Genomic DNA, 14,314 nt, shown 5'->3' with positions numbered 1-14,314 from the left:
ACCTTCCTGAACATATGTTTGGTTCTTTTATTTTAGCATAGTACATATGTTCTGTGCAAGTGCGTTTGATGATTTTTTCGAACTAACGTTCTGCATTTTTAATGATTTATGGTGAATGAAACTACCGCTAACATAGAAAGCCAGCCAGATGATGGTTTTATTTTTCTCAGGACAATCACGAAATAGATAAACTAAAATTTGGGTAAACTAAAAACACGATACTTTAGGATTGGTTACAAAAGGTGATATAAATGAAAAAATATATCCTGTGGTTTATGTTTACTTGTATCATAGCCGTCATATGTTTTTTGTCTGTGCCGAAATCGGTGCATACAGGGTATGATACTGATGTGGGGCATATCATGCATGTGGTTACAGCGGATATGAAGCATGAGCACACGATTTCATGGAAGGCAAAAAAATCTGGCGAGCCGGGACATTTGGAGATACGCCCCAAGCAGTCGAAAAATATCAGAAGGATAAACGCCGAGGCGGTGGATCTGCCTTCGTATAATGGTGGCAATCACTTTGTGCTTTATACGACGCATATTACAAATCTTACGGCTGGAACTGATTATGAATATCGTGTTTCCGTTGGCAAACGGCAATCTGTATGGAAAGAATTCAGGACGGAACCGGAGGCGACGTCATTTAAGGCACTTATTTTTGGTGATTCACAGTCATCAAATTATAAAGATTGGGCGAAAACAGCTCAGACAGCTGGGGAAAATAATGCAGATGCAGCATTTTTTATTAATATGGGTGATATCGTTGATAATGGGCAGGACGAATTGCAATGGAACGCCTGGTTTGATGGGGCAGCGAATTTATTAGCAGCGATACCGATAGTACCGGTCATGGGAAATCACGAGACATATAGTCTCGATTGGAAGATGGCCAAACCCGATTACTATCTCTCACTTTTCGACCTGCCGGCGAATGGTCCGGCAGGCCTGGAGCGATACGCTTATTCCTATGATTTCGGCGATGTTCATTTTGTCGTACTCAATACACAGCTGAATGAGCTGCGTGACTGGTATCCTGATTTGTTAGAACAACAAAAAATTTGGCTTGCAAAAGACCTTTCCCAAACACAAAAAAAGTGGAAGGTAGTTCTTATGCATCGTGGTGTATGGGAGCATCCTTTCAATGGGCCGCTCGATGAGATTGGCAAAACCTTTGTTCCGGTGTTTGATAAATATCATGTAAATCTTGTATTTACGGCACATGTACATTCCTATGCACGGACGGCGGCCCTGAAAAATGGCCGTACCGATCCTTCCGGCACTATTTATATTACGACGGGACGCAGTGGTGACAAGGTATGGGATAAATCGCCGCGCAAACCGATGGATGAAGTTTATTATAACCCGCTGGATATGCCGAATTACCTTGTGTTTGAAGCCTCACATGCTGTTCTTAAAGTCGCTGCTTTTAAGCAGAACGGGGAGCTTATTGATCAAACAGAAATAAAAAATAGCAAGTAGGCGCCAAAATTACCATAAGTCAAACCTGCCTCTAGGGAAGCTCAGTGACAGAATTACTAAGGAAATATTTGGCATATGAATCCTGAACCCAATGTATCAGTGCTTTTTCATAAGCATTTTCATTTTTTCCGGTATACATGTCGGTTCGTATTTGGTTGTTTCTTGACCGGTAATAAATTGTTTCGCCAAAACAACCGATTGCATAGCTACGCTCTTCCGGAATATTCATCATATTCTTTCCGGAAAATTCCTGTGGGGAAGAAATTCCCAATATTCCCAAAAGTGTCGGGGCAAAATCAATTTGACTGGCAAAGACTGCACTGTTGAAATTTTCAAAAGGCTGCAAATTCGCGCTGACAAAGATAAGCGGGATGGGAGCTAAGGTTAAACTTAACTCTTGTTGCCCAAGACGTTTATAATTGTCGTTCTGACTGGGATGGGGATTATGATCACTTGTAATAATAATCAGAGTCTTATCGTCCAGCAAATTCCGTTCCTCAAGATCATGAAAAAATTTTTGCAAGCTGCTATTTTCCCAATAAATTGCCTTAAGATAAAGATTGTTATTTTGCTCCCCGATGGCCGCTGGAATATCGTCATTAGAAAGCCCGCAATAGGGATAGGGCTGATGGGAATCGATCGTTTTTGTCGCTATAAAAATTTTATTATTACGGTTTTGCTCCAAGAGCTTAACCGTTTCTTCATACATTACGTCATTATGAAATCCCCAGCCAGTACTTCCAATGTATCCTTGTTTTTCCAAATCTTCTTTTGCTCTGTAAATATGCATTCCAAAACGTTTTTTATATGCCCGGAATTCATTATTATAATATTGGCTGGTGGCTTCTAAAAACGCTGTATCATAGCCATTACTCGCGAGAGTTTTGAATAATGTCGCATTATTCTCAAAACCTTGCTCGTCGGAATAAATCAACTGAGAGAGAAACATGGAAGTGAGCCCTTGGGTTGTAGGCTTATTCCCAGTGTAATAATGGTCCGAATGGGGATACTTGGCACATAAGCTATCTAAAAATGGCGTTGTTTCCGCTGGAATTTTTGGATTATAAAAATGCAAGTAATCGCGATGGAACGATTCAGCCACAATTACAACTATTTTTTCATAGGGGAAAACGGTTTGATTCGAAACAGTTTTTTCATCAACCCCAAGTCCCAATTCGCTCAGCAGTTGTGTTTCCTGTTCAGAAAATGCCACACGGTGAAGCTGGCTGGGGGCGGTTGCTTGTCTTTCGTCATCGCGCAAAAATTCCCGCATTAAGTTGATCGTCACAGATTCGGAGAGCATATCGCGGGACAAATTTCTCGATTTTTCTATTTCGCCTTCCTCGTCAAAACCACCGGCTACCAGCGCTTTGGGAAATGCGTTGGCAGTGGCAATATTAATAAGATTAGCCGCAATACAGATCATTATAATAATGCTGACGCCAGCATTTTTTTTAAGCAAATTATCCATTCTTTTCGGAGTGCGGAATAATAATATAAGCAAGAAAAAGCTTATTAGTATGCTGATTAAAACAATTTTATCTGAAGTATATAATACACTTGTTATAGAATAATTATTTAAATTCTCAAATAACATTTTTTGAATATGGGCCGACGTAATCCAAAAATAGAGGGTATCACCGTAAAAAAACAAAATGGTAAAAAAATAGGATAAAAAATAGAGAGTTTTAGATAGTATATTTTTCCATTTAGTATATATATAGCCAGTCAAAAGTACGAATAAAATATTATTAATCACACCGGTCACAACGGATATGAGAGTGAGTGCATTAAAGTTCAACTTTAATGAATGGATGATAAACGTCGAGATACCTAGCCAAAGGATTGCTAGCAGCATGATTGGACAGTATTCTTTTGCAATTAGTTTAACCTGGGTAATATGTTTTTGGAAGAATATAAAGATACCTGCCAGCAACAAATCACGGAAAATAGCATTCGCTGCGTCAATCGCGAATATCCCTGTGGGAAATTCCGGCTCCGCGCTGTAGAATTGAAAGGAAAAATATATTTCTAGGCAAAAAATCACAGCGATTGCGATAAGTTTATTTTTGTGAAGGATCAGCATTTTATTGAAAAGTGCTTTTTTAATGGCAATAACTTCCTTTCAATATATTCTTTTAGATAGTCCACAATAATGTTCTATATTCATTATATTTCTACAAATTCCTCCACATTCATTATGAAGTTTTACGCAACACTATTATTCTGCGTGACATTAGGCAGGGATGGGTGCTTATATACGAATTTAGACAAATATACAAGCGGTTAGAGGTATCTGTGTAAAGATAGAGAATAATAAAAAAAATGATACTCAATGAAAATCCGTTTTGATTATGGTTGAGCAAAGGCTCAGAAAAGAGGGGGAATAGTTAGGAGCTATAAGGAAGTGCTGGAAAATACCCGCAGCGGTATCGGCAGTTACTGCAATGGCATAGTTTGAAAAACAGAATTTTTATGAGGGGATAGCGTCCATGGATACTTATACAGTTAATTTTCCCAGTTATACGATTGGTGAGCATGCTTATGCTAAAATAAGGGAAATTTGTCCGCGTTATGGTAAAAAAATAGTTGCTATTGGCGGAAAAATTGCAATGGCAAAGGCAAAAGAAATGATTCTAAAAGCCGTGGCCGATACTGAGCTTGAGATTGTAGAATTTATCTGGTTTGGCGGCGAGGCGGCTTATGAAAATGTTGAAAAGTTGAAAGGGTATAACAGCGTTCAGACTGCGGATATGATTTTTGCTATTGGCGGCGGTAAAGCGATAGATACTTGTAAGGTTTTAGCGCATGCGATTGGAAAGCCATTTTTCACTTTTCCGACAATTGCCAGTAATTGTGCTTCTTTAACCAGCCTTGGTGTTGTTTATCATCCGAATGGCTTGTTTAGAGAATTATCATTTTCTAAAATTCCGCCGGTGCATGTTTTTATTTGTACGAAGATTATTGCCGAAGCCCCAAAACAGTTTTTATGGGCAGGTATGGGAGATACTTTTGCAAAATATTATGAAGCTACTATCTCGGCAAGAAATGTTGAACTGGATCATTTGAACGCTCTGGGTGTACAAATGAGTAAAATGTGTGCTGATCCGATTATTCAATACGGCGAAAAAGCTTTGCAGGACAATCAACGTAAAATAACGAGTGATGAACTTGAACGGGTTATTCTGGCGATTATTGTCAGCACGGGCATGGTTTCTAATTCCGTTATACAAGATTATAATGGACATATTGCTCATGCGTTATATTGTACTATCGTTGATTTGCCGCAAATTGAAGCAAAGCATTTACACGGTGAAGTCGTCGCGTATGGTGTCTTAGTATTATTGACTTGTGATAAGAATGATCAGGAATTAGAACGTATCTTTAAATTTTGCAAAACTATCGGGCTGCCGACTAAATTAGCGGATATTGATGTGAAAATTGAAGAGATGGATGCGGTGCTTACGAAGACGGAGCAAAGTTCTGAACTTGCGCGTACACCTTATCCCGTTACGAAAGCAATGCTTTATGATGCAATTGTGAGACTGGAAGATTATAATCGGGCACACGAATTTTGATTTGCGTTATTTCGTTGGCACCAATTGATATTGCCGCATTTTGGAGGTGTATTGGCAATGCGATTTGAGTTTTATAATCCTGTTCGGTTGATTTTTGGTCAGGGGAAAATTGATCAGATTGGTAAATTGGCTAGCGAACAGGGAAGGAAAGCCCTTATTGTCACATCGGGCAGTTCCGGGCGGACCGGGACGCTGCAGCGAGTCATAAATTACCTGCGGGAAGAAAAAATGGATTCTGTTGTTTTTGATAAGGTAAAAGCGAATCCACTAACAACGATGGCTCACGAAGGCGCTGCTTTAGCAAGAGATGAAAAGTGTGATGTTGTCGTGGGACTTGGCGGCGGCAGTTCTATGGATGCCGCGAAAGCAGTTGCATTTATGGCGGTTAATGAGGGGGATGTATCCGATTATATTTATGGGAAACCGGGGAATGGCGCACTTCCCTTAGTGCTCATTACAACAACTGCTGGAACGGGCAGCGAAGGTAATTGTGCGGGGGTACTCACGAATCCGGAGACGAAGGATAAAAAGGCAATACGATCACCGTATCTTTATGCAAAAGCTTCAATTGTTGATCCGGAATTGTTTGTGACTTTACCGCAGCGATCTGTTTCAGGGCCGGGGCTGGATGCATTGTTTCACTCGATTGAGTCCTATATTTCAAAAAAAAGTAATCCTATGACTGAAATGATGGCACTGCAGGCAGTCAGCCTATTGACCGCCAATTTGCCGCGGGTTTATAAAAATGTTCGTGATATTGAGGCGTGGGAAAAGGTGGCATGGGCTAATACGCTGGCCGGGATGGCCATTGATGCGAGCGGCACTACTTTACCGCACGCCCTGGAACATCCGATCAGCGGGCTGCTTAATATTACCCATGGTGAAGGATTGGCAGCTGTTTTCCCGACAATTATGCAATTTACCTATAAAGCTGCACCGCAAAAATTTGCCGTTCTGGCCCAGTCCATGGGAGCAAATACTGTCGGAATGTCGCTGGAAGAAGCGGCGGCCAAGAGTGTTGAATGTATAAAAAGTATATTGCAAAGTGTGGGTATGACGCCATCCCTTGGGGAACTTGGCGTGACAGAAGAACACTTGGATTGGCTGACCGGCAATGCCTTGAAAACGATGAAGGCTAATATCGAAAATAATCCGAAAGTGCCCACGAAGGCAGAAATTAGGATGATATATCATAGAAGCTTGACAAAATAGGCAAATTTTAAAAAGATTGTTGTTCCGGTTTTTGTTTATAAAGTGTAAAAACTTATGTAAAAATTGATTTTTACATAAGTTTCTATAATAATAAATGGGGGTATTTTATATGACAGCTACAACTAATAAATTGGTAATTATTGGTGTTGGACATGTGGGGTCTCAGGTCTTGTCGACTGCCGTTGCTCATCAAATCGCATCGGAGATTGCTCTGATTGATATTGAAGAAGGGCGGGCAATGGGGGAAGCATTAGATGCTGACCATGCTACTCCTTTTGACTATAATGCGAACATTAATGTACATAAAGGCACCTACCAGGACTGTGCTGACGCTAAGGTAATCATTATGTGCGCAGGACCTAGCATCATGCCGGGGAAAAATTTGGATCGCCTTGTTTTGGCTAGTCGTAATGCGGAAACTGTTAAGGAGGTTATGAGCCAGATTGTTCAATACACGAAAGACGCTGTAATCATCTTTATTACCAATCCGCTTGATATTACGACCTATTATGCTGCAAATCACTTCGGTTATCCCCAGGGGAAAATATTCGGCACCGGTACAACGCTTGAAACATCCCGCCTCAAACGGATCCTTGCAGATCGTTATCAGGTGGCGCCCGTCAGTGTACAAGCTTTTATGCTGGGCGAACATGGAAATTCTGCTTTTCCGGCGTGGAGTATGGTAAATATAGGCGGCATTCCGGCAGCTCAATTGGATCAATATTTTGGCATGGAAACACCGCTTGATAAAGAAGCTATCGGTAAACAAGTTGTGCAAGTTGCTTACGATGTATTGAACGGCAAAGGTTGGACTAATACGGGTATTGCCATGGGCGCTGTTCGTCTTGCCAAAGCAGTTATGTATGATGAACGCTTTGTGGGGCCGGTTTCCGTTACTTTTGCAGGTGAATATGGCATTGCTGAAAAGGTATCGCTCAGTATTCCTTGTGTTATCGGCAAGAATGGTGCTGAAAAGAAACTTCCGCTGAACTTACCGGAAGAGGAAGTTAATAATTTACGGCATTGTGCTAAAACAGTTCGTGCCGTTTTGGATTCTATTCATATTGATTAAGTTGAATACGTTTTGAATCTCACCCGCGCATAGCGGGTGTTTTTTTTATTGGCTTATGGCTTAACGTGGCTTAACGTCACTAAAATTTGCCGTTGGTATTGTTATTCCAGCGGCGTTACCTGTTCCAACTTGACCGTTTTGATTGGAAACGGAATTATTATTCCTTCCTGTTGGTAACGTGCATGAAGTCTCTTGATGAATTCGTGACGGATGAGGTGTTGGTCCGTTACGGTCTTTACTCGCAGGACAACATTGAAGTTAATGCTGGATTCGGCAAAACTGCAGTACCGAACAAACGGTTCAAAACTGTTGACGCCTCCCTCAATTTCATGGAGAATTTCTTTTGCAACCGTTACAGTAACTTTTTCTACATGATCCAAATCACTTTCATAACTGACTCCTATGGGGATAGCGATGGAACATTCAGCAAACGGCTGCGCATAATTGGTGATTGTGGAGGAAGCAAATTTTTGGTTGGGTATGACCACCATGTTCTCAGTGGAAGTTTTTATTGTGGTATTGCGCCAGTTCATGTCCACAACATGGCCTTCCTCACCGGTCGACAGTTTAACGAAATCGTCTATTTTGATTTGTTTGGCCACCAGAATATTGATGCCGGAAAATAAATTTGCCAGTGTGTCCTGCAGCGCCAAAGCGACAGCCAAGCCGCCGACGCCTAAAGCGGTAAGCAGCGGCGAGATTGCGACTCCAAACGATTCAAGCAAAAACAATATGCCAATGGTATAAACGGACAGGTCAATTGTTGTGGCTAAGATCGACGTCGAAGCAAAGGCGCCGGATGTTTTCCCAAACTTTTGTTTAAGATAACCGGAGGCCAAGCGCGCAATCAGGAGAGTGCAGGACAGTATAATTAATGAGTGGAACAGCCTTTGGAGAAACAGCAGCGGCCGTGGCGGAATTGTCAGGATTTCCATAACAGCATAGAGACCAATAAGAATGCCCAACAACGTAGGTATTCCTCTAAATGTTTGCTGCAGCAGGGAATACGCGATGTTGGTTTTTTTTGCGACGATTTTGAGCAGTTTGGAAAATATCAGCCGAATTATGATGATGCCTAACGCTAAACTAATGAAGTAAACCGCCAAATGCGTTTTGAAGCTGCCGTTTATGATTCTGTTGCCTATTTCAGTTAGTATTTCAAGCATTTATGTCCTCCATAATCAAATAGCTTAAAATATGACGCTCATCGGGGGGCAGAACGTTGAATTTTGCAAGGAAAAACAATGTATAAAACAGGATCAAACAGTATCCTGATTACTGCGTCCAACATAATTATAAATAGAGGAAGGACGAAAGGATAGTGGTAATGTGTGGCTTAAAATTAAAGAGTTTTTATTTGGCTTGCTATATGAGCAAAACGAACCCAGTTTGACTCGTGTAATTATCGCAGCGGCCTTTTTGGGCTTTATGATTGGTACTGCAGCGGATATTATTCTCCAAATTTACGGCATTCATTGGACTGATTACGGAACATTTGCGATGATTACCGGCGGCGGTGCCTTGACCGGAAAGGTGGGCGACAAATTAGTCAATACGTTCACGGCGCAAAAATATGGCTCACCCGAGGGGCAGATGGCGCCGTCAGTCAGAAAAAATCCAAAAGATACGGGGGAAATAAATAATGGGTAACATCGTTCAGGGTAGACAAGTAACGATGGAGGAACTGCGGCAATTGGCGGCAGATTCGAAGGAAAAACTTTTGGCCGCCGCACAGTCAGTTGGCCGGGATGGGATGCTATACCTGCATTGGTCAGCCGGCCACTATCACCAGCATTATGATGATTATCATATCAGCCTTGATGACGATGGCATTATTTATGTCACAACAGATGATTTATCCACAGTGCTGGCCCACACCTGGCATCGCAATACCGGGGCGGTTGGTATCAGTCTGGCTTGTGGTGCTTTTTGTACAGCAAACGATTTAGGCGCGGAACCGCCGACAGATTGTCAGATTGAGAGCATGGCCCGGGTGGTTGCGGTGTTGTCGGGAACACTTGAAATTCCGATCGATGTTGATCATGTGATGACTCATGCTGAAGCAGCCGATTTAGATGGCTATGGACCGGCAACAACTTGTGAGCGCTGGGACTTGGCAATATTACACAATGGCGACGAATGGATGAGCGGAGGGAATATGCTGCGCAGCAAGGCGGTTTGGTATCAAAAAAATGGTGTGGAAGTATAGCTGAGAGGTGATGTAGCGATAGAGTTGCAGAATATGAAAACGCACGCAGCTTTAATACAGTACAAGATATTTCATCGGATCAACAGGAGTATTATTTACGCGTACTTCATAATGTACATGGGGACCGGTGCTTTTGCCGGTGCTGCCGGCATAGGCAATAACCTGTCCTTTTTTTACTTGCTGCCCGACAGCAACCGCCAACTGGGAGTTGTGGCCGTACAGGGTGTCAATACCATTTTTGTGATCAATTTGTATCAAATTGCCATAGCCGCCTGCCGGGCCGCTTACTACGACTTCGCCGTCGGCGGTGGCCACTACCGGTGCCCCCATGGTATAGGCAATATCAATACCGGGATGCAGCTCATTGCCGTCGCCAAATGGTGAAATCCGCCAACCAAAGCCGGAAGTAACAGTTCCTTGGGCAGGCCAAATCGATGGTGTTGCTGCTAGGCTGGCAAGCGGCTTAGGGGTGATCGGGGGCGGCGCTTGGAGACTGGCAGCTTCATTTGCTGCTGCCGCTTGTACGGCGATCGCCGGCGGCTGGTATAATTGGACAAAGAGTATAGCGACAAATAAGAGAAGCACACATAGCAGGAAAAAGCGCCGGGGTGTGAAGCGGGTTGGTATTTCGCTAACGGCTGCTTTTTTTGCGGCCGGAGTTTCTGTGGGATACGTCATAACTGAGTTTCCTCCTTAAAAGCAGTGTAAACGGGGTAAAGGTAGCACGTAGGATATAGATTCATTTGGCTACTATTCTATATTATAACGGAAATCAAGATATTTTGCTTACCCAAATTTTAAAGCGGCTGATAATAACAATACTTGACGGCAATTTCGAAACATGAGAACATAGTAACGGGCTAAGCTTTTATATTGGAGATGACAAGGATGCAGGTATCTATGCAGCAATTTCGTAAGCCGATGATAATAATTACAGCATTGGTGCTTATAGGCCTTTTAGCCGCTGTGATTCCATTTTTTCTGCAGCGTACGAATCAGCGGACGCCGGTAAGTGTTGCCGCTGCTCCGGCCAGTACTGTTAATAAACCGTTGCGCGTTGAGCGGACTGGAGTGGCAGTGCAGGCAACGATGGTCCCTGTCTACAGCGAAGGGTCAGGCCATGTCAGCGATGTTTATGTAATCACCGGTCAGGCGGTGAAGGCCGGACAGCCGCTGGTTAAGCTGGAGATCACCGGCGGCGGCGGCGGTGAAGCTATGGCGGCGCCTAGTCCTGTTTCATTAGAAGCTTCTTTGGCAGCGAAGGATGAATATGAAAGTGCACTGAAAGATTATAATCGGTATCAACAGCTTTATGAACAAGGTGCAATCGCCCGTAAAAAGCTGGAGGCGGCAGAAGCGCGTCTGCAAGCGGCTCAAGCAGGCGCAGGCATGCAGAGTCAGCAAGATGCAACGGCGGCAGCGCCTGTTAGAACGAGTACCGCCGTGAGCGGCCCGGTTACGATCCAGGCATCGATTGATGGAACGATTACCGGAAATGTAGTAACCGTTGACAGCGCGATTCAAGCAGGACAAGAACTCATGGCCATTGGCAGTGGGCAAGAAGTTGAGATTGTCGTGCCGCTGGAGCAAAGCGAGCTATATTTTATTCAGCTTGGCTCACAGGCAGTCGTAGAGACAGCGGGACAGGAACTGGCAGGCCAGGTTTCCGGTATTTATCCGGAGGTTAAAGATAAGCAGATTGCGTCGTTTATGGCACATATAAAACTAATACAGCCGCCAGGGGAAATGCTAACACCAGGAATGTCTGTTACCGTACGTATTGCTACCGGACAAGAGGTTGCTGCAATAGCAGTTCCGCCTCAAGCTGTGAGTTGTGACGAAGCAGGGCAGCATTTTATTTTTTTGGCTGTTAAAGGGAAAGCAGTTCGTCAACAAGTTGTTATCGGTGAAGCTATCGGCGAGCTGTGGGAAGTTACCGCCGCTATACCAGAAGGCAGTCTAGTAATAACAAGCCATGTTGATCAGCTTCAAAATGGGGATATCGTTACTATGGCAGAATAAAACAACAAAGCGTCGATCCAGGAGCAGGGTGAAGCTCGCTTGGTTCGACGCTTTGTTGTTGTGATAAAGCTAGATTACTTAGAGGCCAGCAAGGTATCGACGTACCGGCTGGGATCATTACAGTCCATAAGTGCTGACATGATGGCTGCGCCTTCGATTGGAAGGCCCCGTAATTTTGTTATTGTTTGCGGAGTAATGCCGCCAAGGGCATAGACAGGAATGACGGTGTGCTGGCAGATTTCACGAAGCAAGCCAGTACCCCGGGGCAATAGGTTTTTCTTACAGGCAGTGGCAAAGATATGTCCTGCTGTAAGGTAGGTAGCACCGAGGCCGGCTGCTTCTTCCGCTTCTTCCACAGAGTGCACCGATACGCCTAAGGTTTTCCAATAGCCTTTATATACGGAGCTTTGCCGCAAGCGAGACAAGGGCATATGGATATGGGGCCACCGGAGCCGTTGGCTAATGTCTTCGTAGGTGTGGAGAATACAGAGAGTATTGCAGCGCTGGCAGAGAGGCAGGACTTGCCGCGCCAACTGTTCGTAGGCGGCGGGGGGAAGATCCTTTTCCCGCAGGATGATGGCGCTTATTTTCGTGGCGGCGATTTTTTCCAAGCGGTGCAGAAATTTTTCTTTGCAAAGCTGGCGGCTGGTAATGGCAAGAAGCTTATACATAGATGTAGTCACTCATAACGGGTTGGAGATTTTGCGCCAGGATAGCATTATAGACTTCCTGGACGGATCGGGGATCAGAAATTTCAAACTGTTCGTCGCCCTTGGCTTCTTCTTGATGTCCGCCGATGGCAACCGAGACACCCGCCGATATTTTGGTAGCGCCCAAGTTGATCACGCTGTTCCGGAAACGCTCACATTCGCGGGTGGAAATGGTAATGCTGGCAAAGGGGAGGAAGAGGCGGTAGGCCATAATGATTTGCAGTAACTGAGGTTCGTGGACGTCCTTGGGGTTGATCTTATCATTGTTGATAATTGGCCGGAGCCGTGGGCAGGAAAGGGCGATTTCGGCATGGGGATATTTCCGCTGCAGCAGGTAGGCATGGAGTCCGGTGGCCAAGGCATCTTTGCGGAAGTCATCGAGCCCGAGGAGTGCGCCAAAGCCTACGCCGCGCATGCCGCCGAGGATGGCCCGCTCTTGGGCGTAGAAGCGATAGGGGAATATCCGTTTATGGCCTGCCAAATGAAGGGTTTCGTATTTGTCGGAGTTATAGGTTTCCTGAAATACGGTAACGTAATCGGCGCCGCATTGATGAAGATAGGCATATTCGTCTGTGTTCATGGGATAGACCTCAAGGCCGACGACGTTGAAATATTTACGGGCGATTTGACAGGCTTCCCCGATGTAGGTGACATCGGACATGTTGCGGCTTTCACCGGTGAGAAGCAGAATTTCCTGGAGACCCGTGGCGGCGATGGCTTTCATTTCCGTTTCTATTTCGCTGCTGTTGAGGCGGGCGCGGTGAATGCGGTTATGGCTGTTGAAGCCGCAGTAAATGCAGTGATTTTCGCAATAATTTGCCAAATAGAGGGGGGTGAAGAGATAAATGGAGTTGCCAAATTGTTTCCGTGTCGCCCTTTGAGCCTTGCAAGCCATTCCTTCTAAAAAAGGGAGGGCGGCCGGTGAGAGGAGGGCGGCAAAATCATCGGGAAGAAGATGCGTTTTTTGCAGAGCCTGCCGTACCTGGCCGGCCGTATAGCAGTCCGGATTGTAGGCTTGATGCGCTTGGAGGACTTCGTCGAGTATGGTCGACGAAATGATCTCCATATTAGGTAAATAGGTCATGTGGTCGATTTTTGTAGTCATATTGTGATCTCTCCTTAATTTCGTAAAAATCCTGTCAGAGGCGAAGAAGCGGTTCCTCCTGTTTTAAGAACGCGGCCGAAGCCTGCCATGTAGGCGGTGCGCCCTGATTCGATGGCTTGGCGGAAGGCGGCGGCCATGGCGGGAATATCACCGGCAGTGGCTATGGCGGTGTTGACCATAATGGCGGCGGCTCCCATTTCCATAGCTTCACAGGCTTGCGAGGGGCGGCCGATGCCGGCATCGACAATAATGGGCAGGTCGATCTCATCAATCAGGATCTTGATAAACTCTTTGGTGCAAAGGCCTTTGTTGGAGCCGATCGGAGCGCCAAGGGGCATAATGGCAGCGGCGCCGGCATTGGCCATATCCCGGGCGGCGTTGAGATCAGGGTACATATAAGGGAGGACGACAAAGCCTTCTTTGGCAAGCATTTCCGTGGCTTTGATCGTTGCCGTATTGTCGGGGAGTAAATATTTTGTATCACGGATGACTTCGATTTTCACGAAGTCGCCGCAGCCGATTTCGCGGGCCAAGCGGGCAATGCGGACGGCTTCCTCGGCCGTGCGGGCACCTGATGTATTCGGTAAGAGGGTAACATTCTTGGGAATATAGTCGACAATGCTGGCGGGACCGCCCTGATTGGCACGGCGGAGAGCAAGGGTGATGATTTGAGCACCGGCCTGCTCGACGGCGGCCTGAATGAGATCCAGGGAATATTTTCCCGAGCCTAAGATGAAGCGGGAGGTAAAGGTGTGTCCTCCCAAAATTAAATTGTCTTGCTGTGTCATATTATTTCCTCCTCGTATAATAAGTTTTGTAAGCAGATACCAGCCTTACTTACAAAGCTTATTTTTTATTTTAGTTACTTAATTTTGGAACTCCTGATGCTACAATAGATTCTGGTGATCTGTAGCAAAGG

The 14,314-nt window shown here is 44.8% G+C and carries 13 protein-coding genes; 7 read left to right on the top strand and 6 right to left on the bottom strand.

The genetic code is table 11. The annotated features are described in order from the left end of the window. Window positions 1–251 precede the first annotated feature (251 nt). Entirely contained in the window at window positions 252–1,487 is a 1,236-nt protein-coding gene (locus ABFC84_10155; GenBank protein ID MEN6413100.1) for a metallophosphoesterase family protein, read from the top strand. Window positions 1,488–1,518: 31 nt separating this feature from the next. On the opposite strand, the gene ABFC84_10150 is transcribed toward ABFC84_10155, so the two are convergent. After that, window positions 1,519–3,573, bottom strand: a complete 2,055-nt coding sequence (locus ABFC84_10150) for a sulfatase-like hydrolase/transferase (GenBank protein MEN6413099.1) — start codon at window positions 3,571–3,573, stop codon at window positions 1,519–1,521. A gap of 406 nt (window positions 3,574–3,979) precedes the next feature. On the opposite strand from ABFC84_10150, the gene ABFC84_10145 reads away from it, so the two are divergent. The 3 genes from ABFC84_10145 to ABFC84_10135 all read left to right on the top strand — a co-directional run bounded on the left by ABFC84_10145 (window position 3,980) and on the right by ABFC84_10135 (window position 7,349). Further along, window positions 3,980–5,065: an iron-containing alcohol dehydrogenase family protein gene (locus ABFC84_10145; protein MEN6413098.1), complete on the top strand. Its 1,086-nt coding sequence runs from the start codon at window positions 3,980–3,982 to the stop codon at window positions 5,063–5,065. Between the two features lie 57 nt (window positions 5,066–5,122). Then, window positions 5,123–6,277 carry an iron-containing alcohol dehydrogenase gene (locus ABFC84_10140; GenBank protein ID MEN6413097.1) on the top strand — a complete coding sequence of 385 codons (1,155 nt, stop codon included), beginning with the start codon at window positions 5,123–5,125 and terminating at the stop codon, window positions 6,275–6,277. Between the two features lie 109 nt (window positions 6,278–6,386). Continuing rightward, window positions 6,387–7,349 carry an L-lactate dehydrogenase gene (locus ABFC84_10135; protein MEN6413096.1) on the top strand — a complete coding sequence of 321 codons (963 nt, stop codon included), beginning with the start codon at window positions 6,387–6,389 and terminating at the stop codon, window positions 7,347–7,349. Window positions 7,350–7,450: 101 nt separating this feature from the next. Here ABFC84_10135 and ABFC84_10130 read toward each other — a convergent pair whose 3' ends face one another. Next, the gene (locus tag ABFC84_10130) at window positions 7,451–8,515 is read right to left on the bottom strand and encodes a mechanosensitive ion channel family protein (GenBank protein MEN6413095.1); all 1,065 of its coding nucleotides are present in this window, start codon (window positions 8,513–8,515) and stop codon (window positions 7,451–7,453) included. Between the two features lie 163 nt (window positions 8,516–8,678). Between ABFC84_10130 and ABFC84_10125 the strand changes: the two genes are divergently transcribed. Both ABFC84_10125 and ABFC84_10120 read left to right on the top strand, forming a co-directional pair. Beyond that, window positions 8,679–8,999, top strand: coding sequence for a hypothetical protein (locus ABFC84_10125; GenBank protein MEN6413094.1), 321 nt, complete (start codon window positions 8,679–8,681; stop codon window positions 8,997–8,999). Further along, window positions 8,992–9,558 carry an N-acetylmuramoyl-L-alanine amidase gene (locus tag ABFC84_10120; protein MEN6413093.1) on the top strand — a complete coding sequence of 189 codons (567 nt, stop codon included), beginning with the start codon at window positions 8,992–8,994 and terminating at the stop codon, window positions 9,556–9,558. Before ABFC84_10125 ends, ABFC84_10120 begins: the two co-directional genes overlap by 8 nt. 51 nt (window positions 9,559–9,609) lie before the next feature. Here ABFC84_10120 and ABFC84_10115 read toward each other — a convergent pair whose 3' ends face one another. Further along, complete coding sequence (locus ABFC84_10115) at window positions 9,610–10,236, bottom strand: M23 family metallopeptidase (GenBank protein ID MEN6413092.1); 627 nt, start codon at window positions 10,234–10,236, stop codon at window positions 9,610–9,612. A gap of 222 nt (window positions 10,237–10,458) precedes the next feature. On the opposite strand from ABFC84_10115, the gene ABFC84_10110 reads away from it, so the two are divergent. Then, complete coding sequence (locus tag ABFC84_10110; protein MEN6413091.1) at window positions 10,459–11,580, top strand: efflux RND transporter periplasmic adaptor subunit; 1,122 nt, start codon at window positions 10,459–10,461, stop codon at window positions 11,578–11,580. 74 nt (window positions 11,581–11,654) lie between these two features. Here the strand turns inward: ABFC84_10110 and ABFC84_10105 are convergent, their stop codons facing one another. From ABFC84_10105 to ABFC84_10095, 3 genes are read right to left on the bottom strand one after another with little or no spacing between them, the layout of a single operon-like run. Beyond that, window positions 11,655–12,251, bottom strand: coding sequence for a thiamine phosphate synthase (locus tag ABFC84_10105; protein ID MEN6413090.1), 597 nt, complete (start codon window positions 12,249–12,251; stop codon window positions 11,655–11,657). Next, window positions 12,244–13,395, bottom strand: a complete 1,152-nt coding sequence (gene thiH, locus ABFC84_10100; protein MEN6413089.1) for a 2-iminoacetate synthase ThiH — start codon at window positions 13,393–13,395, stop codon at window positions 12,244–12,246. The genes ABFC84_10105 and thiH overlap by 8 nt, the downstream gene beginning before the upstream one ends. 14 nt (window positions 13,396–13,409) lie before the next feature. Further along, a complete protein-coding gene (locus tag ABFC84_10095) occupies window positions 13,410–14,183 on the bottom strand; it encodes a thiazole synthase (GenBank protein MEN6413088.1) in 774 nt (257 codons plus the stop codon). Between the last annotated feature and the right edge of the window lie 131 nt (window positions 14,184–14,314).

It is taken from the genome of Veillonellales bacterium (genome assembly GCA_039680175.1).
Taxonomy (GTDB): Bacteria; Bacillota; Negativicutes; order JAAYSF01; family JAAYSF01; genus JBDKTO01.
This window is presented reverse-complemented; position numbering and strand designations above follow the sequence as displayed.